Below are 22,181 nucleotides of genomic sequence, written 5' to 3' on the forward strand. Positions count from 1 at the left end.
GTGTCTGAGCCACGTCACGACAGTAGCGACCCGGGCGTGCTTCGGCACGCCGCTTGCGCCCGCACTCGGGCCTGTGCAAACGGTCCCGGGCGCGCCCGCTCCCGCGCCGCGGAGGTCCGCTAGGGTGTGCGAGCGCGCGCGACCCCCGGCGCTCTGCGCCCGTGCACGCCGGGATCCGCAGAGAGTCGAGGAGTGCCGTGAAGGCCATCCGCCGCTTCACCGTCCGTTCGGTCCTGCCGCCCGAGCTCTCCGCGCTCGGCGAGCTGGCCGGCAACCTGCGCTGGGCGTGGCACGAGCCCACCCGCCGCCTGTTCGAGCGGGTCGATCCCGCGCTGTGGCGCCGCGGAGGAGCCGATCCCACGGCGCTGCTGGGCACCGTCAGCCCCGAGCGGCTCGCCGAGCTCTCCCAGGACCGCAGTTTCGTCGAGGACGCGTGGCGCCTGCGCGAGGAGCTCGAGCGCTACCGCACCGAGCCGCGCTGGTACCAGTCGCTGCCGGAGTCGGCTCCGCGCTCCCTCGCCTACTTCTCTCCCGAGTTCGGCATCGCCGCCGCCCTCCCTCAGTACTCCGGCGGCCTCGGGATCCTGGCGGGGGACCACCTCAAGGCCTCGTCCGACCTGGGCGTCCCGCTGACAGGCGTCGGTCTCTTCTACCGCTCGGGCTACTTCTCCCAGGGGCTCTCGGCCGACGGCTGGCAGATCGAGTCGTACCCCTCCCTCGACCCCGACGGCCTGCCGCTGCGCGTCGTCCGGCTCGCCGACGGGTCGGCCGCGCGGATCGTGCTCGCGCTGCCGGACGGCCGGGCCCTGTACGCGCGCGTGTGGCGGGCCGAGGTGGGCCGGGTGACCCTCCTCCTGCTCGACACCGACATCCCCGAGAACGAGGACTCCCTCCGCTCGGTCACCGACCGCCTCTACGGCGGCGGGGGCGAGGACCGGCTGCTGCAGGAGCTGCTGCTGGGCATCGGCGGAGTCCGCGCGCTCGAGCTGTGGTCCGAGGTGTCGGGCACGCCGCTCCCGGAGGTGTTCCACACCAACGAGGGGCACGCGGGCTTCCAGGGGCTCGAGCGCATCTCGGGGCTGATCGGGTCGGGGCTCGCCTTCGACGAGGCCCTGCAGGTCGTCCGCGCCTCCACCGTCTTCACGACGCACACCCCCGTGCCCGCGGGCATCGACCGCTTCGACCGCGGGCTGATCGAGGAGTACTTCTCGACCGAGCTGCTGCCGGGCGTCCAGGTCGAGGACGTGCTCGCGCTCGGCGCCGAGTCGTACGACGGCGGCTCCGAGCACGTCTTCAACATGGCCGTGATGGGACTCCGCCTCGCGCAGCGCTCGAACGGCGTCTCGCAGCTGCACGGCGAGGTGAGCCGCGGCATGTTCTCGGGCCTGTGGCCGGGATTCGACACCGCGGAGGTGCCGATCGGCTCGGTCACGAACGGCGTGCACGCGCCGACCTGGACGGATCCGGTGCTGACGGCGCTGGCCCGGGACCGCCTCGGCACGGAGGACACCACCCGGGCCGACTGGTCCTCGGGGGCCCTCAGCGACTACGACCTCTGGGCCGCCCGGCGGACGCTGCGGGAGCAGCTGGTGCGCGACGCCCGGGTGCGCGCGGCGCGGTCGTGGCGCGAGCAGAACCCCGGCGGTCTCACTCCCGGCTGGCTCGACGAGCTGCTCGACCCGGACGTCCTGACCATCGGCTTCGCGCGGCGGGTGCCGACCTACAAGCGGCTGACGCTGATGCTGCACGACCCGGAGCGGCTGCGCGCCCTGCTCACGCACCCGCAGCACCCGATCCAGATCGTGATCGCGGGGAAGTCGCACCCGGCCGACGAGGAGGGCAAGCGGCTCATCCAGCGCCTCGTCCGCTTCGCCCAGGAGGCGGACGTTCGTCGCCGCATCGTGTTCCTGCCCGACTACGACATCGCCATGGCCCAGCTGCTCTACCCGGGCACCGACGTCTGGCTGAACAACCCGCTGCGGCCGCTCGAGGCGTGCGGCACCTCCGGGATGAAGGCGGCCCTGAACGGCTCGCTGAACCTGTCGATCCTCGACGGGTGGTGGAACGAGTACTTCGACGGCGAGAACGGCTGGGCGATCCCGTCCTCCGACCGCGCCCTCGACCCCGAGGCGCGCGACACGCTCGAGGCCGACGCCCTCTACGAGCTGCTCGAGAGCGAGGTCGTGCCCCGCTTCTACGAGCGCGACCACGACGGAGTGCCGCGCCGCTGGGTCCGCTCGATCCGGCACACGCTCGCCACGCTCTCGCCCGAGCTGTCGGCCGAGCGGATGGTGCAGCAGTACGTCGAGTCCCTGTACCGTCCCGCCGCCGAGGCGCACCGGGCGGTCGCCGTCGACCACTTCGAGCCGGCGAAGGAGCTGTCGGCGTGGAAGCGCCGCGTGCGGGCCGGCTGGCCGGGGGTGGCGGTCGCCTCCGTCGAGTCGGGCGGGATCGACGCCGTCCCGCAGCGGGGCGACCGCCTGGCCGTCCGCGCGGGAGTACTGCTCGGCGAGCTCGCGCCCGAGGACGTGACGGTGCAGGTCGTCTACGGCACGACCGCACCCGACGGCTCGCTCACCGACGTGCGCAGCCAGGACCTCGAGGTCGCCGAGTCCGCGGGCGCCGTGGTCCCCGCCGATGCCGTCGGGCGGACGCCGTACGCCGGAGTGGTCGAGCTGGATCGCAGCGGCACCTTCGGCTACACGGTGCGGGTGGTGCCGAGGCATCCCCTGCTGGCGCGAGCGGCGGAGCTCGGGCTGGTCGCGGCCGCGGGCTGAGCCGTCAGCGGCCGATGGCTGCCGTGATCGCCCCGGTCGCGGCGATCAGGTCGGCCGGGGCCAGCTCGATGTCGAAACCGCGCCGACCGCCCGAGACGAGGACGGTGTCGTACAGCTCGGCGGTCTCGTCGAGCACGGTGCGGTGGTGCGTCTTCTGCCCGAGGGGCGAGATGCCGCCGAGCACGTAGCCGGTGCGCCGCTGGGCGAGCGCCGGATCGGCCATGGCGGCCCTCTTGCCGCCCACTGCCGCCGCCAGCTCCTTGAGATCGAGCGATCCACTGACCGGCACGATGCCCACCACGAGCTCGCCGTCGACGTCGGCGAGCAGCGTCTTGAACACGCGGTCCGGCTCGACTCCGAGCGCCTCGGCCGCCTCGGCGCCGTATCCGGTCGTCCCCGGATCGTGCTGGTACTCGCGCGGTGTGAACGGGATGCCCGCCGCGACCAGGGCGACGGTCGCCGGGGTGCCGGGGCCGCTCCTCGCCATCAGGTGCCCGCTCCGGAGGGGGTCACCTCTGCCGAGTGGGCCGCGAAGAGCTGCATCGACGTGCCCGCGACGCGGATCATCTGGCCCGCCTCGAAGGACTCGCCGTGCTCGAGCGGCACGGGCTCGTCGCTGCTCCACAGCCTGGTGTAGCCCGTGACGCCCTCGCTCGCGGCGAGGACGACGCTCGTCTCGTGCTCGACCCCGTGCACCACGAGGAGGACGCGGTCGAGCTCCTCGGTCTCGGGGGTGGAGGTGGCGAGGTACTGCATCGTCCGGTTCTCGGCCGAGGTCCAGTCGTGCTCGGACATCCGGCGGCCGTGGACGTCGAACCAGTGCATCGTGCTCGCGCTCGGTGTCACCTCGCCCTCGCGGCCGTAGCGGGAGGGGCGCAGCGCCGGATGCTCGCGCCGGAGCCGGATCAGCGCGCGGGTGTGCTCGCGCAGCTCGAGCTGCCACTCGCTCCGGCTGTCCCAGCGGAGCCAGGTGAGATCCGAGTCCTGGCAGTAGGCGTTGTTGTTGCCGCGCTGGCTGCGCCCGAACTCGTCGCCCGCCGTGATCATCGGCACGCCGGCCGAGAGCAGGAGCGTGCCGAGCAGGTTGCGCATGGCCTTGCGGCGGGCGAGAGTGACGCCCTCGTCCGGGGTGGGCCCCTCGAAGCCGTGGTTGAAGGAGCGGTTGTTGTCCGACCCGTCGCGGTTCGACTCGCCGTTGCCGATGTTGTGCTTGACGTTGTACGAGACGAGATCGGCGAGCGTGAATCCGTCGTGCGCGGTGACGAAGTTGACGGAGGCGAGCGGGCCGCGCTCGGTGGAGAACGTGTTGGAGGACCCGGTGAGGCGGGTGGCGAAGCCGCCGATGCCGACGGGGGCCGTACCGGCGCGCCGGGCGTAGTCGATGTCCGACAGCCAGAAGTTGCGGACCCGGTCGCGGTAGCGGTCGTTCCACTCCGACCAGCCGGTGGGGAACTGACCCGTCTGCCAGCCGCCCATGCCGACGTCCCACGGCTCGGCGATCATCTTGACGTCGGCGAGCTCCGGGTCCTCGACCGCAGCGACGAGCAGCGGGTGATCGGAGCGGAAGTGGGCGTTCTCGTCGCGCCCGAGTGTCGCGGCCAGGTCGAGCCGGAAGCCGTCGATGCCGACCTCGGACGACCAGTACCGGAGGGAGTCGAGCACCATCCGCTGCGCGACGGGCCGCCCGAAGTCGATCGTGTTGCCGCAGCCGGTCACGTCGACGTAGTGGCCCTCGTCGGTCTGGCGGTACCAGCTCGCGTCGTCGATGCCGCGCAGGCTCGAGCGCGGGCCGTTCGGCCCCTCCTCGGCGGTGTGGTTGTAGACGACGTCGAGGATCACCTCGAGCCCGGCCTCGTGCAGGAGCTTCACCATGCCCTTGAACTCCCGCAGCACGGCGGTCGGCCCGCCGCGCTGAGCCGCGGGGGAGGCGTAGGCGGCGTGCGGGCTGAAGAAGTTGAGGGTGTTGTAGCCCCAGTAGTTGGTCAGCCCCTGGCGGAGCAGCCGCTGCTCCGACACGAAGGCGTGCACGGGCAGCAGCTCGACGGCGGTCACCCCGAGGTCCAGGAGCGACGCGACGGTCGACTCGTGCGCGAGCCCCGCGTAGGTGCCCCGCAGTTCGACGGGCAGCGCCGTGTTGAGCTTGGTGAGGCCCTTCACGTGCGCCTCGTAGACGACGGTGCGGTCCCACGGCGTGCCCGGCTTCACCGAGCCGCCCCAGTCGAAGGAGTCGTCGACGACGACCGAGCGCCACTCGTTCTCGGCGACCCGCAGCAGGCCCTTCGAGTAGGGCTCGAGCAGCGCCGTCCGCGGATCGAACCGGTGGCGCGGTCCGTCCGGACCGTCGACGCGGATCGCGTACCGGCGCCCGGGGGTCAGCAGCGCCGACCGCGCCGACCACACGTCGCCCTCGCCCCGGACCAGCGGCACCGTGCGCGCGACCCAGGCCGGGTCCTTCTCGTCGTACAGCAGGAGGTCGATGGCGCTCGCGTTCGCCGACCAGACCCGCAGCTCGCCGCCCTCCCCGTCCACGGTCACACCGAGCCGGGACAGAGGGTCGCGAGAGATCATGCGACTTACAGTAGTGAAGGGCCGGAGACCTCCTCCGCGCCCGCACGCGGACGGGGGACAGCGGTGATCTACCTCGACCACGCGGCCACGACTCCGATGCGCGCCTCGGCGCTCGCCGCCTTCGTCGAGGCCTCGCAGAGCCCGGGCAACCCCTCCTCGGTGCACGGCGCCGGGCAGGAGGCGCGCCGCCGCCTCGAGGACGCGCGCCAGATCCTCGCCGAGTCGCTGGGCTGCGAGCCGGTCGAGGTGATCCTGACCGCGGGCGGCACGGAGGCGATCAACCTCGCGCTCAAGGGCCTCTACTGGCAGCGCCGTGCCGAGGATCCGGCCCGGCGGCGGATCCTCGTGCCCGGGGGAGAGCACCACGCGACGATCGACAGCGTCGAGTGGCTGGTGCAGCACGAGGACGCCGCCGTCGAGTGGCTCGAGCTCGACTCCGAGGGCGTGCTGCGCCCCGAAGTGCTCGCCGCGGCGATCGCCCGCGACCCCGCATCCGTCGCGCTGGTGTCGGCGCTGTGGGTCAACAACGAGATCGGCACCATCGCGTCGGTCGTCGAGCTCGCGACCGTCTGCGCCGAGGCGGGCGTGCCGCTGCACCTCGACGCCGTCGCCGCGTTCGGCCACGTCCCGCTCGAGATCGCGGCGGTGCGCCGCACCTCCGGCTCGGGCGGGGGAGCGGGACTCGCGGCCGTGAGCGTCTCCGGCCACAAGGTGGGCGGGCCGATCGCGACCGGCGCGCTCGTCCTCGCGCGGGACGCCCGGGTCGTCCCGGTCCTGCACGGCGGCGGCCAGCAGCGCGGCGTCCGGTCCGGGACGCAGGACGTCGCGGGCGCCGCCGCGTTCGCCGCGGCCGCCGCGGAGGCGACCGCCGAGCTCGCCGCGGAGTCCGTCCGCCTCGCCGCTCTGCGCGATCGGCTCGTCGCGGGCGTGCTCGAGGCGGTCCCCGGAGCGACGCTGACCGGTCCCGCCGTCGACTCCGGCCGCCGCGTCGCGAACAACGCGCACTTCGCGTTCCCCGGCGCGCAGGGCGACTCCCTCCTGCTGCTGCTCGATCTGGCGGGGATCTCGGTCTCCACCGGGTCGGCGTGCACGGCGGGCATCCCCGAGCCCTCGCACGTGGTGATGGCGCTCGGCCGGAGCGAGGACGAGGCGCGCGGAGTGCTTCGCCTGACGCTCGGCCGCACGACGACCGACTCCGACGTGGACGCGGTCCTCGCGGCGCTGCCCGGGGCCTACACCCGCGCGGCGCGAGCCGGGCTCTCCAACCGGTCCGTCCTGCCCACGGCCTGAGCGGGGACTGCGCCGTCCGCACGAGCGCTCGTAGACTCGGACGGTGAAGGTTCTCGCGGCGATGAGTGGTGGAGTGGACTCGGCGGTGGCCGCGGCCCGGGCGGTGGACGCGGGGCACGACGTGGTCGGCGTGCACCTCGCGCTCAGCCGGATGCCGGGCACGCTCCGGACGGGCAGCCGCGGCTGCTGCACGATCGAGGACTCGATGGACGCGCAGCGCGCGGCGAACGTGCTCGGCATCCCCTACTACGTGTGGGACTTCTCGGAGCGCTTCAAGCTCGACGTCGTCGACGACTTCGTGGCCGAGTACTCCGCGGGCCGCACCCCGAACCCCTGCATGCGCTGCAACGAGCGGATCAAGTTCGCCGCACTGCTCGAGAAGGCGCTCGACCTCGGCTTCGACGCGGTCTGCACCGGCCACTACGCCTCTCTCGTCACCCTGCCCGACGGCGGACGCGAGCTGCACCGGGCGAGCGACGAGGCGAAGGACCAGTCCTACGTCCTCGGCGTCCTGACCACCGAGCAGTTGGCGCACTCGATGTTCCCGCTCGGGACCACGCCGTCGAAGGCCGTGGTGCGGGCCGAGGCCGCCGAGCGCGGCCTGAGCGTCGCGAACAAGCCCGACAGCTACGACATCTGCTTCATCCCCGACGGGGACACCCGCGGCTGGCTGTCCGAGCGGGTCGCTCCGGAGCCGGGCTCGATCGTCGACCGCGACGGTGCGGTCGTCGGTGCGCACGAGGGCGCCCACGGCTACACGGTCGGTCAGCGCCGCGGCCTGCACCTCGGAGTGCCGGCGCCGGACGGCCGCCCCCGCTTCGTGCTCGAGGTGCGACCGAAGACCAACGAGGTCGTCGTCGGACCGCGCGAGGCGCTGCGGATCGGGCGCATCGCCGGCTCCCGGTTCACGTGGGCCGGAGCGGCGCCCGAGGACGCGACGACGCCCTTCCGCTGCGACGTGCAGATCCGCGCTCACGCCGACCCCGTGCCGGCCTCGGCCGTGGTGTCGGACGTCGATGGCAGTGTCGAGCTCGTGATCACCCCCGACTCCCCGCTCGACGGCGTCGCCCCCGGGCAGACCGCGGTCGTCTACCTCGGCACGCGCGTCCTCGGCCAGTGCACGATCGACCGCACCGTGGCCGCCGATCTCGTGGACGCCGACCTCGGAGCCGCCTACCTCGGGGGCGCCCGCTGATGGCCGCCGACGAGACCGTCGCCGCCCGGGTCGACGAGCTGCGCGAGCGGATCCGCTCCGCGAGCGAGAACTACTACGCGGCCGACGCCTCCGTCCTCTCGGACGCCGAGTACGACTCGCTGGTGCGCGAGCTGGCCGCCCTCGAGGCCGAGCACCCCGAGCTCGCCGCCGAGGACTCGCCGACCCGCACCGTCGGCGGCGTCGTCGCGGCCGGTCTCGATCCGATCGACCACGCCGAGCGGATGCTGTCGCTCGACAACGTGTTCTCGGCCGACGAGCTGCGCGAGTGGTGCGAGAAGACCGTCGCGTCGGCCGGCCGCGAGATCGCCTGGCTCACCGAGCTCAAGATCGACGGTCTCGCGATCTCCCTCCACTACGAGAACGGGCGTCTCGTCACCGCCGCCACTCGCGGCGACGGCCGGACGGGGGAGGACGTCACGGTCAACGCCGTGCGGCTGGCCGGCATCCCCGAGCAGCTCTCCGGCGAGGGCCACCCCGCCCTGGTCGAGGTCCGCGGCGAGGTGTTCATCCCGGTGAAGGCCTTCGCCGAGCTCAACGCTCTGCAGGAGCGGCTGCGCGAGGAGGCCGTCGAGGAGTCGCGCGCCCGGTGGGCCGCGCGTCCCGAGGCCACCCGCAGGCCGTTCGAGGAGGAGCGGGCCCGCGACAGCGCGCTGCGCCGGTTCCCGACCTTCGCGAACCCGCGCAACGCCGCGAGCGGAGGGCTGCGCCAGCAGCTGGACAAGAAGTCCGGGCTCGATCTGCGCGCCGGGGAGGCCCGGGTGCAGTCGCTCGCGCTCTACGTGCACGGCATCGGAGCGTGGCAGGCTCCGCCGGTGTCCTCGCAGTCGGACGTGTACGGCCTGCTGGCCTCGTGGGGGCTGCCGGTCAGCGCGCACAACCGGGTGTCCGCCTCCGTCGACGAGGTGGTTGCCTTCGTCGAGCAGTACGGGCGGGAGCGCCACTCGGTCGAGCACGAGATCGACGGAGTCGTCGTCAAGGTCGACGAGCTCGCCCTCCACGACGAGCTCGGTGCCACCAGCCGCGCGCCGCGTTGGGCCATCGCCTACAAGTACCCGCCGGAGGAGGTGCACACGAAGCTCCTCGACATCGTCGTGAGCGTCGGACGCACCGGACGGGCCACTCCGTTCGCCGTGATGCAGAAGGTGAAGGTCGCCGGATCCGAGGTCCGCCAGGCCACCCTGCACAACGCCGACGTGGTCAAGGTCAAGGGCGTGCTGATCGGCGACACCGTGGTGCTGCGGAAGGCCGGCGACGTGATCCCCGAGGTGCTCGGCCCGGTCGTCGAGCTGCGCGACGGCAGCGAGCGCGAGTTCGTGATGCCGACGACCTGCCCCGAGTGCGGCACGACCCTCGCTCCCTCGAAGGAGGGCGACGTCGATCTGCGCTGCCCGAACGCCGAGTCGTGCCCGGCGCAGGTGCGCGGGCGCGTCGAGCACATCGGCGGCCGCGGGGCACTCGACATCGAGGCGCTCGGCGAGGTGAGCGCCGCCGCGCTGACCCAGCCGCTCGTCCCCGCGGAGCCGCCGCTGCGCACCGAGGCCGGGCTCTTCGAGCTCACCCTCGCCGACCTGTTCCCGATCGAGGTCGTCGTCCGCGACTCCGAGACCGGTCTCGAGAAGCTCGACGCCGCGGGTCGGCCCAAGGTCGTCCGGCCCTTCCAGCGCAAACGCCAGATCGCGAAGGACGGCCCGTTCGATCCCGACGCGGGCGTGTTCGCGGGGGATGAGTCGTCCGTCCCGTCCACCAACGCCACTCGCCTGGTCGAGAACATCGACAAGGCGAAGACCAAGGAGCTCTGGCGCCTGCTCGTCTCGCTGAGCATCCGGCACGTCGGTCCCGTCGCGGCGCGCGCGCTCGCGGGGTACTTCGGCTCGCTCGACGCCATCCGCTCGGCCAGCCGCGACGAACTCGCGGCCGTCGACGGGGTGGGCGGCATCATCGTCGACGCCCTGCTCGACTGGTTCGAGGTCGACTGGCACCGCGAGATCGTCGATCGCTGGGCAGCCGCGGGGGTGCGCTTCTCGACTCCGGGACACCCCGGCCCCGGTGCCGCCGAGGCGGCGGGAGGAGTGCTCGCCGGGCTCACCGTCGTCGCGACGGGATCCCTCGAGGGCTACTCCCGCGAGGGCGCTCTGGAGGCGATCATGCAGGCCGGCGGCAAGGCGGGCTCGAGCGTCTCGAAGAAGACCGACTACGTGGCGGCCGGGCCCGGTGCGGGCAGCAAGCTCGGCAAGGCGGAGCAGCTCGGCGTCCGCATCATCGACGCCGCGCAGTTCCACCTGCTCGTCACCGAGGGGCCCGCGGCGATCGCTCCACCCGAGGAGGACGCCGAGTCCTCCGCACCCGGCGAGGCCGAGCCCGACGCCGCGGAGTCGTCCGACGAGTCTTGACCCGCGTCGGTGTCCGCACCACGGCTGGCCGAGCGGCGCGGAGCCGCTCGGTACACTGGACGCCGCATCCTCACGAACCACCGACGGAGACGTATGTCCGAGATCACGGCCGAGACGGTCGCCCATCTGGCCCAGCTGGCCAGGATCGACCTCACCCCAGAGGAGATCCAGACCATGACCCGGGAGCTCGGCCAGATCGTCGACTCCGTGGCCGCCGTCCAGGCCGTCGCCACCCCCGATGTGCCCGCGACCAGCCACCCCATCCCGCTCGAGAACGTCTTCCGCCCCGACGTGGTCGGCGAGACCCTCACCCGTGAGCAGGCCCTGTCCGGTGCCCCCGAGCACGACGGCAGCCGCTTCCAGGTGTCCGCGATCCTGGGGGAGGAGCAGTGAGCGCCCACGGAGCGGAGATCATCCGCCTGAGCGCCTCCGCGCTCTCCGAGAAGCTCGTCGACGGGTCGATCTCGTCGACGGAGGCGACCCGCGCCCACCTCGACCGCATCGCGTCGGTCGACTCCGCGGTGCACGCGTTCCTGCACGTGGCAGAGGAGTCCGCCGTCGGCACCGCCGCCGACATCGACCGCCGTCGCGCCGCCGGCGAGTCCCTGCACCCGCTGGCGGGGATCCCGCTGGCCGTCAAGGACGTCATCGTCACGAACGACATGCCGACCACGAGCGGGTCGAGGATCCTCGAGGGCTGGCGTCCGCCGTACGACGCGACGGTCATGACGAAGGTCCGCGCCGCCGGCCTCGTGCCGATCGGCAAGACCAACATGGACGAGTTCGCGATGGGCTCGACCACCGAGCGCTCCGCGTACGGCCCGACCCACAACCCGTGGGACCTCGACCGCATCCCCGGCGGCTCGGGCGGCGGCTCCGCCGCGGCGGTCGCGAGCTACGAGGCGCCGCTGGCCCTCGGCTCCGACACCGGCGGCTCGATCCGCCAGCCCGCTCACGTCACGGGCACCGTCGGCGTCAAGCCGACCTACGGCGGCGTCTCGCGCTACGGAGCGATCGCACTCGCCTCGAGCCTCGACCAGATCGGACCCGTCTCGCGGACCGTCCTCGACTCCGCCCTGCTGCACGACGTGATCGCCGGGCACGACCCGCGCGACTCGACGTCGCTGCGCGACACCTGGCCCTCCTTCGCCGATGCGGTCCGCCGCGCCGACGTGAAGGGCCTCCGCATCGGAGTGCTCAAGGAGCTCGACGGCGGAGAGGGCTTCCAGCCCGGCGTCCTCGCGCGCTTCCACGAGGCGCTCGCGGTGCTCGAGGGCGCCGGAGCCGAGATCGTCGAGGTGAGCGCCCCCAGCATCGAGCACGCGGTCGCCGCCTACTACCTGATCCTCCCCGCCGAGGCGTCCAGCAACCTCGCCAAGTTCGACTCCGTCCGCTTCGGCCTGCGGGTCACGCCGAAGGGCGGCGGCACCGTCGAGCAGGTCATGGCGGCCACGCGCGAGCAGGGCTTCGGCCCGGAGGTCAAGCGCCGCATCATCCTGGGCACCTACGCCCTCTCGGCCGGCTACTACGACGCCTACTACGGCAGCGCGCAGAAGGTGCGCACGCTCGTGCAGCGCGACTTCGACCGGGCCTTCGCCTCGGTCGACGTCATCGCCTCGCCGACCGCGCCGACCACCGCCTACCGTCTCGGCGAGAAGCTCGACGACCCGCTGGCGATGTACCGCGGCGACATCGCGACGATCCCGGCGAATCTCGCCGGCATCCCCGGCATCTCGGTCCCCGCGGGGCTGGCCGACGAGGACGGGCTGCCCGTCGGCATCCAGTTCCTCGCTCCCGCCCGCGAGGACGTCCGCCTCTACACCGTCGGCGGAGCGCTCGAGGCCCTGCTCGAGGAGTCGTGGGGTCACCCGCTCCTCGCGAAGGCCCCCGATCTCGCTCCCGCCGAGCAGTTCGCCTCCGAGGAAGGTGCCGTCTGATGGCCTCCGCGCACACGTCCGTCCCCGAGCTCATGGACTACGACGAGGTCTTCGAGCGCTTCGAGCCGGTCCTCGGCTTCGAGGTGCACGTCGAGCTCAACACCAGGACCAAGATGTTCTCGGACGCGCCGAACGAGTTCGGCTCCGAGCCCAACACCAACGTCACCCCGGTCGACCTGGGGCTGCCGGGCTCGCTCCCGGTCGTCAACGAGCAGGCCGTGCGCTACTCGATCAGCCTCGGCCTCGCGCTGGGCTGCTCGATCGCGCCGTCGAGCCGCTTCGCCCGGAAGAACTACTTCTACCCGGACCTCGCGAAGAACTACCAGATCTCGCAGTTCGACGAGCCGATCGCCTTCGAGGGCTCGGTCGAGGTCGAGCTGGCCGACGGCACACTGGTCGACATCCCGATCGAGCGCGCGCACATGGAGGAGGACGCGGGCAAGCTCACGCACGTGGGCGGCTCCACCGGCCGCATCCAGGGCGCCGAGTACTCGCTCGTCGACTACAACCGCGCGGGGGTCCCGCTCGTCGAGATCGTCACGAAGCCGATCTTCGGAGCCGGGGAAAACGCACCGGAGTTCGCCAAGGCGTACGTGGCGACCATCCGCGACATCGTCCTCGCCCTCGGCATCTCCGACGCGAAGATGGAGCGCGGCAACCTCCGCTGCGACGCCAACGTCTCCCTCCGCCCGTGGGGCCAGGAGAAGCTCGGCACCCGCACCGAGACCAAGAACGTCAACTCGCTCCGCTCGGTCGAGCGCGCCGTGCGCTACGAGATCCAGCGCCAGGCGGCGATCCTCGCTGCGGGCGGCACGATCACGCAGGAGACGCGCCACTGGCACGAGGACACCGGCCGCACCTCCGCCGGCCGCCCCAAGAGCGACGCCGACGACTACCGCTACTTCCCCGAGCCCGACCTGCTCCCGGTGGTGCCCGCACCCGAGCTGATCGAGGAGCTGCGCGCCGCGCTCCCCGAGAAGCCCGCTGCCCGCCGTCGGCGGCTGAAGGCCGACTGGGGCTTCACCGACCTCGAGTTCCAGGACGTCGCCAACAGCGGCCTGCTGGTCGAGATCATCGATACGGTCGCGGCCGGAGCGACGCCTCAGGCCGCCCGCAAGTGGTGGACCGGCGAGATCGCCCGTCTCGCCAACGCGGCTGGGCAGGACCCGGCGGCCCTGGTCACTCCGACCCAGGTCGCCGAGCTCGCCGGTCTCGTCGAGAGCGGCACGCTGACGGATCGGCTCGCCCGCGAGGTGCTGCAGGGCGTCGTCGCCGGCGAGGGCTCACCGCAGGAGGTCGTCGACGCCCGCGGGCTCGCGGTCGTCTCGGACGACGGTGCGCTCATCGAGGCGATCGACACCGCCCTCGCCGCGCAGCCCGACGTCCTCGCGAAGATCCGCGACGGCAAGGTGCAGGCCGCCGGTGCCGTCATCGGCGCCGTCATGAAGGCGATGAAGGGCCAGGCCGACGCCGCCCGCGTGCGCGAGCTCGTGCTGGAGCGCGCCGCCGGCTGAGCCGGTGCGCGGGGAGCGGAGGAGACGGTGAGCGACCGGCCCGACGACTCCGTCCCCGCGCGGCTCGATCTGCCGAGTGGTGACTTCCTCCGTCCCCTGGTGTCGAGCGACGCCGACCTCCTCGGTGCGGCGATCGGGGAGCGCCGCGCGTGGCTCGAAGCGCTCCTCCCAGGAGGGGCCGATCCGCATGACGATGTGGAGGCTCTCCGGCTCGTCGAGGGCGCTGCCCGCGCGGGCCGGGCGCACGCGTTCGTCCTCGTCGACGACTCCTGGACCACGGTGCGAGGAGCGTTGAGCGTCGTGCCCGGCGAGGGGCGCACGGCGACCGCGTCCTGGTGGGTCCTCCCGGAGCTGCGCGGATCGCGCAGCGAGGAGGAGTTCGATGCGTTCGCGCGTCGCTGGCTGCTGACACGGTGGCCGTTCGATTCCGTCGAGACTCCGGACAACCACCCCGAGGACCCGGCGGCTCTGGCCGGAGCGAACATCCTCGCGGTGCTGCCCGACGCCCCGCAGCGCACGCCCCTGCCGGAGCCCGACCTCGACGCCGCGCGGCGGCTCTGGTCCGAGTACCCGGGCTCCGGACCGCATCCGCTGCCGCCGGTCGAGTCCTTCGGCGACTCCGTCGAGTTGGCCGACGAGCTGCTCGCACTGGTCGCGCGCGGAGTGAAGACCGCGACCGCGTCCCTGGTCGGCGACGATCCGGTTCCCGCGGCCGGCGATCACTGGATCGTCTGCGACGGGACCGGCGCACCGCGGCTCGTCCTGCGCGATGACGACGTCAGGATCGGACCGCTCGACTCGGTCGACGAGGCGTTCGCCTGGGCCGAGGGGGAGGGCGATCGCACCCGCGAGGCCTGGCTGTCCGGGCATCGGCGCTACTTCGCTCGCGAGGACCCGGAGTCCGAGCTCGAGGGGGTCGTGTTCGAGCGCTTCCGGGTCGTGTGGCCGCAGGCCGCCGCTGATCGCGCCGCCGCCTTCGCGACATCCGCCGCCGCGGCGCTCCCGGACTAGGCCGACTCGGGGTCCCGGCCCCCACTCTCGGGGGTTCCCCGGATGCCGCTCCCAGGAGTGCTGCGACAGAGTGGATCCATGGCCACTCTCACTCGCCCCCGTCGGGGCACGATCATCGCCGGCGTCTGCGCCGCGCTCGCCCACCGCTTCGGCTGGAGCCCGTTTCTGGTCCGTCTGCTCTTCGTGCTCTCGTGCCTGCTGCCGGGACCGCAGATCATCGCCTACATCATCCTGTGGATCGTGATCCCGAAGCAGAGGTGATTCCGCGCTCCCGTGTGGAGCGCACTCTGAGCGCGCGTTCAGGAGTCATGCGTGCGAGCGTCCTAGCGTGTCGCTGAGCGACCGCTTCCACGCGGCGCCGAGGAGGAGATCATGGGATTCCTGGACCGACTGCTGGGACGCGAAGAGCCCGCCGAGAACGCACGACGCGATTCGGGACGGCCGGACGGGCAGCAGCCCGCCTACGGCACCCCGCCCGGACGCTCCGCCCGCAGCGAGGACGAGATCGCGATCGAGCGGTACCGATACCTCCTGCGCACCGCGCCGCCTGAGGCGCTGGAGCAGGTGCACCGTGAAGCTTTCGAGCAGCTGACTCCGGAGCAGCGCCAGCAGGTCTTCCGCGAGCTGAGCGAGGGCGCACCCGTCGGCGACGCCCCGCGGAGCGACGACCCCCAGGCACTCGCCCAGTCCGCGACCCGTAGCGAGCTGCGGCAGCCCGGCTTCATGGAGCGCCGGTTCGCCGGCGGCGGCGCGGGCGGGATGGGCTTCGGCGGGGTCCTGGCCTCGTCGATGCTCGGCACGATCGCCGGATTCGCCATCGGCTCGGCGATCGCCGGTGCGTTCCTCCCGGACGTCGGCGGCGACTACGCCGGCGGTGAGGGCGGCGACGGCGAGGCGGGAGCAGACGGTGGTGACGCCGGTGCGGACGCGGGGGGCGACTACGGCGGAGGCGACTACGGCGGAGGTGGGGATTTCGGCGGAGGCGACTTCGGAGGCGGAGACTTCGGCGGCGGCTTCGACATGTGACTGTACGACGGAGCCCCCGGACCGCGCGAGCGGGACCGGGGGCTCTGTGCTGTCCGGGGCGCTCAGCTCTCGTCGAGCAGCGTCGCCTTCACCTCGCGGCGCAGCACCTTGCCGATCATGTTGGTCGGCAGCTCGTCGATGACGACGATCCTCCGCGGCACCTTGTAGGGCGTGAGCGCCTCGCGGACGAGCGCGCGCGCCTCCGACTCGTCGAAGTGCGCGCCGGGCTCGAGCACGACGGCGGCCGCGACCATCTCGCCGCTGCGGGCGTCGGGGAGGCCGACGACCGCCGCGTCCCTGACCGAGGGGAGCCGGCGCAGGACCTCCTCGACCTCGGACGGAGCGACGTTGAAGCCGCCGGTGATGATGAGCTCCTTGATGCGGTCGACGAGGCTGATGAAGCCGTCCCCGTCCATCGTGGCGATGTCGCCGGTGCGGAACCAGCCGTCCGAGGTGAACGAGTCCGCGGTCTCCTGCGGCTTCCGGTGGTATCCGCGGAACACCTGCGGGCCTCGGACCACGAGTTCGCCCTGCTCGCCGAGCGCGACGTCGACGGAGGGGTCCTCCGGGTCGACGATGCGCACGTCCGTCCCGGGCAGCGGCAGGCCGACGGTCCCGGCGCGCCGAGTGGGGCCGACCGGATTCGCCATCAGGACCGGCGAGGTCTCGGACAGGCCGTAGCCCTCGACGAGGGTGCCTCCCGTCTCCTGCTCGAAGCGGGCGACGAGCGCGGGGTCCAGCGGCATCGCCCCCGAGATGGCGATCTCGATGCCCTGCAGCGAGACGCCCTTCTCGCGGGCCCGCGCGGCGAGCCGCTCGGCGATCGGAGGAACGGCAGGCAGGAACGTCGCGGGGTGCTTGCGCACGACCTTCAGCACGAGGTCGGGGTCGAACTTGGGGAACAGCACCAGCCGCGCCCCCATGCTCATCGCGAAGGTGAGGCAGAGGGTGAGGCCGTAGGCGTGGAACATCGGCAGCACCGCGTAGACCACGCAGTCGCCGCGGCGCACCGTCGGCACCCAGGAGCGGGACTGCGCGGCGTTCGCCGTCAGATTGCGGTGCGTGAGTTCGGCGCCCTTGGGAGTGCCGGTGGTCCCGCTCGTGTACTGGATCACCGCGAGGTCGTCGGTGGTCGGACGCGGGTGAGCGGGGTCGATCCGGCGACGCAGCAGCGAGTCCCACTCGATCGCGCCGCGCACGCGCCCGGTGAGAGCGGCGCGGGATTCGCGCGCCTTGCGGATCGGCAGGCGGAGGGCCGCGCGCATCGGCGCGGGCATCGCCCTGGTGAGGTCGACCGCTACGACGGTCTCGACCCCGAGATCGGCGGGCAGCTCCTGGACCAGGGGCACGATGCGATCCCAGGCGATCGCGACGCGCGCGCCGTGATCCTCGAACTGGTGCCGCAGCTCCCGCGGCGTGTAGAGCGGGTTGTGCTCGACGACCACCGCTCCCAGCCGGAGGACGGCGTAGAAGGCGACCACGTGCTGGGGGCAGTTGGGCAGGATCAGGGCGACCGGATCGCCCTCGCGGACGCCCAGTCGGCGCAGGCCCTCGGCCACGCGCTCCACATCATCCGCGAGCTGGGCGTAGCTGGTCGCACGGCCGAAGAACTCCAGCGCGACCTTCTCGGGGTACTGCGCCGCCGACTCCGTCACGATGTCGAGGAGCGAGCCCTCGGGGGGCTCGAGCTCCGCCGGCACTCCGGGTGCGTAGCTGCGGATCCAGGGACGGGGCGCGGGGCTGCTCACCCGCACCACTCTAGGCGCACGGGCCGACGCCGCCCCTCGGGCGGGCGCCGGCCACCGGCGTCAGGCTCGGGCGACCGCGTCCTCGACGGGCACGTCACCCGAGACGAGCTCCCAGGTCCGTCCGATGGACGCGGGCTGCTCGAGCACGGCGACGACCACGGCTGCGACGTCCTCGCGGGGGATGCTGCCGCGCTCGACGGTCTCACCCAGCTCGACCCGGCCGGTGCCCTCGTCGGTCGTGAGCCCGCCCGGACGCAGGATGGTCCAGTCGAGATCGGTGTTCCTCAGTGCGGTGTCGGCGTCGCGCTTGGCCTCGACGTAGGCGCGCCAGACCTTCTCGGTGTCCTCGGCCAGCGGCTCGTCGACGCCGATCGCGCTGATCTGGACGAAGCGGCGGATTCCGGCCGCGGCCGCGGCCTCCTGGCTGAGCACGGAGGCGCCCAGGTCGACGGTCCGCTTGCGTTCGATCCCCGAGTCGGGGCCGGCGCCGGCGGTGAAGACGAGGGCGTCGACGCCCTCGAGCAGCGCCGCGAACTCCTCGGCGCTCGAGTTCTCGAGGTCGTGGACGAGCGGATCGCCGCCCAGTCGCACGATGTCCTCGGCGTGCTCGGGGTTCCTGATCACTCCGACGGACTCGTGTCCGGCGTCGTAGAGCAGGTGCAGGATCTGCTGACCCACCTTGCCGTGGGCTCCGATGACGGCGACTCGTGCCATGCGTGTTCCTCTCCTCGGCGGGGCGCGGGGCCCCGGTGCTTCCTCCGCCGCGGCGGCGGTGGCCCCATCCTGCCTGCGGCGGATGGGAGTGGCGTTCAGGCTGCCAGGCGGTCGTCGCGCCCGGTGACGGCGAGCAGGCGCGTCTGCAGCGGTGCGTCCTCGCCGACGGGGACGGGAGCGGCGAACAGCCCGCTCGCGCGCAGCGTCTCCTCCTGCGGCGCGAACAGCTCCCAGACGGCCGCCACGAGCTCCTCGTCGAGCGTCTCGTCGGTCCCGGTGGCGCGGGCGAGGTCCCAGGCGTGGATGGTGACGTCCGACACCTGCTCCCGGACCAGCTCGAGCGCCGTGACGGAGTCGCGACCGAGGCGCAGGACGGCCTCCGGTCGGGCGGAGGAGGCGGCTGCACGCGTGTCGGCAGTGACCCGGCTCCACTCGCTGCGCAGGTCGCTGCCGACCGGCTCGAGGCGGATCGGGGACTCGTCTCCGCCGGACAGCAGCGTGTGCGCGCGCTGCTGCTCGCGGACGACGTGCAGCACGAGCGCGCGGGTGTCCCATTCGGTGTCGGGCGTCGGCGCCGACCAGTCCACGACGGCGGCCAGGCGGCTCTCGAAGGCGGCGTGCGCGCGCTGCTGCAGGTCGAGCCAGCGGCTCATCTCGGTGGCGGTGGGGGAGGCGGGCTCGTGCGTCATGTCTTCTCCGGAGCGTCGTCGTCGGTGCTCGGGACAACCCGGATCGGCACCGGGCCATTCCCGCAGCGGATGGGAGCCTCCTCCTCGCTCGTCGCCGAGCGCCGTGTCGGAGGTGCGTGCGAGCATGTCAGGACGGCATCGGTAGAGGGCGAGCAGGACGGCACGTGAGCAAACAGGACGGAAGCGGCCGACAGGTCACGCTCGACCCCGTCGACGATCCGCGCGCCAGCATCCTGCACATCGACATGGACGCGTTCTTCGCCTCCGTCGAGCTGCTCGAGCGACCCGACCTGCGCGGTCGCCCGGTGATCGTCGGGCACATCGGCTCCCGGTCCGTCGTCACCGCCGCGACCTACGAGGCCCGGCGCTACGGGGTCAACTCGGCGATGCCCATGGCCGTGGCGCTCCGCCGCTGCCCGCAGGCCGTCGTGCTCGAGCCGCACATGGACCGCTACCGCGAGGCGTCCCGGCGGGTCATGGCCATCTTCGACTCCTTCACCCCGCTCGTCGAGCGGCTGAGCATCGACGAGGCGTTCCTCGACGTGGCGGGAGCGCGTCGCCTGTCCGGCACGCCCTTCGCCATCGGCACCGCGATCCGCGAGCGCGTCCACTCGGAGCTCGGCCTCACCTGCTCCGTCGGGATCGCCAGCACGAAGTTCGTCGCTAAGCTGGCCTCCGGACGCTCGAAACCCGACGGCCTGCTCGTCGTGCCGTCCGACGGCGTGCGCGAGTTCCTCGATCCGCTGCCCGTGAGCGCACTCTGGGGCGTCGGAGCGAGCACGGAGGAGGCGCTGCTGCGCCGCGGATTGACCACCGTCGCCGGCGTCGCCGCGACCCCGCTGGCCGTGTTGATCTCCTCGCTCGGCGAGGCGACCGGTCGCCGCCTGCACGCCCTGTCGAACGGAGTGGACCCGCGCCCCGTCGACACCCGCGTCGTCGAGAAGAGCGCGGGCCACGAGATCACCTTCGCCGACGACGTCGCCGACCCCGAGCTGGTCCGTCGCGAGCTCCTGAGGCTCTGCGACAAGGTCGCGGTCCGCCTGCGTCGCGGCGGAGTGCGCTGCCGCACGGTGGCGGTCAAGGTGCGCTTCGGCGACTTCAGCACGCTCACCCGCTCCCGGACGCTGCCCGAGGCGACGGACGTGGCGCGGGTCCTCTACGAGGCGTCGTCGGCACTGCTGGAGGCGGCGAACCCGATGCGCCGACCCGTGCGCCTCATCGGCGTGCGCGGCGAGCAGCTCGTCGACGGCGACGAGGTCGCCTTCTCGCTCTGGAACGACTCCGACGACTGGCGCGACGCCGAGCTCGCCGTCGACGGGGTCGCGGCACGCTTCGGCACGGGGGCGGTCCGACCCGCCTCGCTGCTGGCGCGTTCGGCGCCGGAGTCGGCGAAGGGCATCGACCTCAGCGACACGCTCGCTACGCGGAGCCGATCGTCAGACTGACGGGCCGGTGATCCGATCCGTTGGGCGGCAGGACCTCGACGGTCGCCGCGGGCACGCCGTCGGCGAGGGCGTGGTCGAGGCCGACCAGCGGGAGGAGCGACGGCCACGTGGCAGGGAACCCGATGCCCGAGGTGCGCACGAGCCCGGCCTGCTCGAGCACCGGGGCGAGCAGGTGGTCGTCGGTCGCCGTGTTGAAGTCGCCCACGACGAGAGTCCTCGGGGACTCGTCCGCCGCGAGGGCATCGGCCAGACCGGCGAGTGTCGCATCGCGCTCCTCGTGGTCGCCCAGTCGGAACGACGCCAGATGCACGACGAAGAGCCGGGTCGTGCCCAGCGTGGTGCCGATGTCGACCGCGAGCGCGCGGTCCCAGCCGAGCCCCAGATCCAGCGGCTCGCCGTTCGAGAGCACTCCCCGACTCCAGACGCCCACTGTCCCGACGACGTAGGAGTGCGGGTAGGCCTCCGACAGCTCGTCGTCGACCGCGTCGCGCGCGTCGGCGGTCAACTCCTGCAGCGCGATCACGTCGGGCTCGGCAGAGGCGAGCTCCGCCGCGGCGGCGCCGGCCTCGCCGCTGCCGCCGATGTTCTGGCTGACGACCGTGAACGAACCGGAGCGCACAGCGGCAGCAGGCACCGCGACGGGCAGGACGAGCACCCCGTAGACCATCGCGAGCACCGTCACGGCCGCACCGGCACCGCGCGAGCGCAGGGCGACGGCCGAGGCGACGAGCAGGAGCACCGCGAGTCCGGACCACGGGATCGCGGTCTCGACGACCGACAACCAGCCCGACGCCTCCGGGAGCACGCGGTGGAAGGCGAGGAACGCGGCCAGCCCCGTGCTCGCCACCGCGACCGCGGTCGAGCGGACCGGGTGTCGACGGCGGGGGCGGGAAGGCATCCTCGATCATCGCATCGGCTCCCTCGACCGGGATGGGGGAGTGCTGTGCGCGCCCGCGCGGCGGTTGTCGCCGCCGAGAGCCGCGGAGTAGCGTTCGGGCATGCCCAACATCGCCGTGTCCCTGGCCGACAAAGTCACCTCCGCGGGTACCGCGACGATCTACGGGGAGCCCGTGAGCGTCGACGGCGCCACGATGGTCCCGGTCGCCCTCCGCTGGTTCGGCTTCGGCGGGGGCAGCGGATCCGAGGACGGTCAGGAGGGCGGTGGTGGCGGCGGCGGTGCGGTCATGCCGATCGGCGCCTACATCAAGGACGACCTCGGCCTGCGCTTCCAGCCCAACATCGTGTCGGTGCTCGCTGTCGGCATCCCGTTCGTGTGGGTGACCGGCAAGGCGCTCGCACGCATCGTGCGGGCCCTGAAGAAGTAGGGGCGCTCAGCGCGTCCGGATCGGGCGCGCGGTGAACCAGGTCGTCTTGGTGCGGCCGAATCCGACGACGAGTCGCTCCGCGTCGGTCGGGCGTCGCGGGTCGTACACGACGACGACGGGCTCGCCCGCCATCCACGCGTCCCCTCGACGCTGCGGCGTCTTCAGAGCGCGCCGCTCCTCGCCGTTCTCGAGCCGGTAGGCGACGAGCAGACGCCCGGCCCGCGCTCCCGGGTCGTCCGCGATCACGCGCCCGCGGACTCGCCTGCCCTGTGCCAGCAGCTCGCGGCGGAGGCGTCGTCGCCGCTCATGGACGAGCACCTGCAGCAGCAGGAGCAGCAGGACGGCGAGAACGACGACCACCGACCACAGCATGCTGTCTATGATTGCTGACGAACACGGGAGTCCGGTGCACCGGACTGAGAGGAAGGCTTTCAGCCTTCGACCGTCGAACCTGATCTGGGTCATGCCAGCGAAGGAACGTTTCGATCTCCTCTTACTACCCGTGCCCTCCATTCGCTTCCACGAAAGGGC

The 22,181-nt window shown here is 72.7% G+C and carries 19 protein-coding genes and 1 riboswitch; of the genes, 12 read left to right on the plus strand and 7 right to left on the minus strand.

Features of this window, described 5'->3' with window-relative positions:
• The first annotated feature begins 197 nt into the window (after positions 1–197).
• Positions 198–2,777 carry an alpha-glucan family phosphorylase gene (glgP, locus tag C1I63_RS13370; RefSeq protein ID WP_107575096.1) on the plus strand — a complete coding sequence of 860 codons (2,580 nt, stop codon included), beginning with the start codon at positions 198–200 and terminating at the stop codon, positions 2,775–2,777.
• A gap of 4 nt (positions 2,778–2,781) precedes the next feature.
• Here glgP and ybaK read toward each other — a convergent pair whose 3' ends face one another.
• Positions 2,782–3,264, minus strand: coding sequence for a Cys-tRNA(Pro) deacylase (gene ybaK, locus C1I63_RS13375; protein WP_107575097.1), 483 nt, complete (start codon positions 3,262–3,264; stop codon positions 2,782–2,784).
• Complete coding sequence (gene glgX / locus C1I63_RS13380; protein ID WP_107575098.1) at positions 3,264–5,345, minus strand: glycogen debranching protein GlgX; 2,082 nt, start codon at positions 5,343–5,345, stop codon at positions 3,264–3,266. Before glgX ends, ybaK begins: the two co-directional genes overlap by 1 nt.
• A 96-nt stretch (positions 5,346–5,441) precedes the next feature.
• Between glgX and C1I63_RS13385 the strand changes: the two genes are divergently transcribed.
• From C1I63_RS13385 to C1I63_RS13425, 9 genes are all read left to right on the plus strand, one after another.
• Positions 5,442–6,635 carry a cysteine desulfurase family protein gene (locus tag C1I63_RS13385; protein WP_107575871.1) on the plus strand — a complete coding sequence of 398 codons (1,194 nt, stop codon included), beginning with the start codon at positions 5,442–5,444 and terminating at the stop codon, positions 6,633–6,635.
• 43 nt (positions 6,636–6,678) lie between these two features.
• Positions 6,679–7,830 carry a tRNA 2-thiouridine(34) synthase MnmA gene (mnmA, locus tag C1I63_RS13390; RefSeq protein ID WP_244907076.1) on the plus strand — a complete coding sequence of 384 codons (1,152 nt, stop codon included), beginning with the start codon at positions 6,679–6,681 and terminating at the stop codon, positions 7,828–7,830.
• Positions 7,830–10,241 carry an NAD-dependent DNA ligase LigA gene (gene ligA, locus C1I63_RS13395; protein WP_107575099.1) on the plus strand — a complete coding sequence of 804 codons (2,412 nt, stop codon included), beginning with the start codon at positions 7,830–7,832 and terminating at the stop codon, positions 10,239–10,241. The genes mnmA and ligA overlap by 1 nt, the downstream gene beginning before the upstream one ends.
• Before the next feature lie 93 nt (positions 10,242–10,334).
• The gene (gene gatC, locus C1I63_RS13400) at positions 10,335–10,634 is read left to right on the plus strand and encodes an Asp-tRNA(Asn)/Glu-tRNA(Gln) amidotransferase subunit GatC (RefSeq protein ID WP_107575100.1); all 300 of its coding nucleotides are present in this window, start codon (positions 10,335–10,337) and stop codon (positions 10,632–10,634) included.
• Positions 10,631–12,178: an Asp-tRNA(Asn)/Glu-tRNA(Gln) amidotransferase subunit GatA gene (gene gatA / locus C1I63_RS13405; protein ID WP_107575101.1), complete on the plus strand. Its 1,548-nt coding sequence runs from the start codon at positions 10,631–10,633 to the stop codon at positions 12,176–12,178. Before gatC ends, gatA begins: the two co-directional genes overlap by 4 nt.
• Complete coding sequence (gene gatB / locus C1I63_RS13410; protein WP_107575102.1) at positions 12,178–13,692, plus strand: Asp-tRNA(Asn)/Glu-tRNA(Gln) amidotransferase subunit GatB; 1,515 nt, start codon at positions 12,178–12,180, stop codon at positions 13,690–13,692. Before gatA ends, gatB begins: the two co-directional genes overlap by 1 nt.
• A 27-nt stretch (positions 13,693–13,719) precedes the next feature.
• A complete protein-coding gene (locus C1I63_RS20150) occupies positions 13,720–14,703 on the plus strand; it encodes an ASCH domain-containing protein (protein WP_244907078.1) in 984 nt (327 codons plus the stop codon).
• Positions 14,704–14,781: 78 nt separating this feature from the next.
• Positions 14,782–14,964 carry a PspC domain-containing protein gene (locus C1I63_RS13420; protein ID WP_055792497.1) on the plus strand — a complete coding sequence of 61 codons (183 nt, stop codon included), beginning with the start codon at positions 14,782–14,784 and terminating at the stop codon, positions 14,962–14,964.
• A gap of 111 nt (positions 14,965–15,075) precedes the next feature.
• Complete coding sequence (locus C1I63_RS13425; protein ID WP_107575103.1) at positions 15,076–15,729, plus strand: hypothetical protein; 654 nt, start codon at positions 15,076–15,078, stop codon at positions 15,727–15,729.
• Between the two features lie 62 nt (positions 15,730–15,791).
• Here C1I63_RS13425 and C1I63_RS13430 read toward each other — a convergent pair whose 3' ends face one another.
• The 3 genes from C1I63_RS13430 to C1I63_RS13440 form a co-directional block, all read right to left on the minus strand.
• Positions 15,792–17,477, minus strand: coding sequence for a long-chain-fatty-acid--CoA ligase (locus tag C1I63_RS13430; RefSeq protein ID WP_107575874.1), 1,686 nt, complete (start codon positions 17,475–17,477; stop codon positions 15,792–15,794).
• A 60-nt stretch (positions 17,478–17,537) separates the two neighbouring features.
• Complete coding sequence (locus C1I63_RS13435) at positions 17,538–18,191, minus strand: SDR family oxidoreductase (RefSeq protein ID WP_107575104.1); 654 nt, start codon at positions 18,189–18,191, stop codon at positions 17,538–17,540.
• Between the two features lie 95 nt (positions 18,192–18,286).
• Entirely contained in the window at positions 18,287–18,880 is a 594-nt protein-coding gene (locus C1I63_RS13440) for a TIGR03086 family metal-binding protein (RefSeq protein ID WP_200931014.1), read from the minus strand.
• Positions 18,881–19,044: 164 nt separating this feature from the next.
• Between C1I63_RS13440 and dinB the strand changes: the two genes are divergently transcribed.
• Positions 19,045–20,325 (plus strand): DNA polymerase IV, encoded by a 1,281-nt coding sequence (gene dinB / locus C1I63_RS13445; RefSeq protein ID WP_107575105.1) that lies wholly within the window; start codon positions 19,045–19,047, stop codon positions 20,323–20,325.
• Here dinB and C1I63_RS13450 read toward each other — a convergent pair.
• Positions 20,300–21,223 (minus strand): endonuclease/exonuclease/phosphatase family protein, encoded by a 924-nt coding sequence (locus C1I63_RS13450; protein ID WP_107575106.1) that lies wholly within the window; start codon positions 21,221–21,223, stop codon positions 20,300–20,302. The two genes, dinB and C1I63_RS13450, sit on opposite strands and share 26 nt — an antisense overlap.
• A gap of 100 nt (positions 21,224–21,323) precedes the next feature.
• Between C1I63_RS13450 and C1I63_RS13455 the strand changes: the two genes are divergently transcribed.
• Positions 21,324–21,650, plus strand: a complete 327-nt coding sequence (locus tag C1I63_RS13455; RefSeq protein WP_107575107.1) for a hypothetical protein — start codon at positions 21,324–21,326, stop codon at positions 21,648–21,650.
• A 6-nt stretch (positions 21,651–21,656) separates the two neighbouring features.
• Here C1I63_RS13455 and C1I63_RS13460 read toward each other — a convergent pair whose 3' ends face one another.
• The gene (locus C1I63_RS13460; protein WP_107575108.1) at positions 21,657–22,022 is read right to left on the minus strand and encodes a DUF3592 domain-containing protein; all 366 of its coding nucleotides are present in this window, start codon (positions 22,020–22,022) and stop codon (positions 21,657–21,659) included.
• Between the two features lie 14 nt (positions 22,023–22,036).
• Positions 22,037–22,145: riboswitch (TPP riboswitch) on the plus strand.
• Positions 22,146–22,181 lie beyond the last annotated feature (36 nt).

The organism is Rathayibacter caricis DSM 15933 (assembly GCF_003044275.1).
Classification (GTDB): domain Bacteria; phylum Actinomycetota; class Actinomycetes; order Actinomycetales; family Microbacteriaceae; genus Rathayibacter; species Rathayibacter caricis.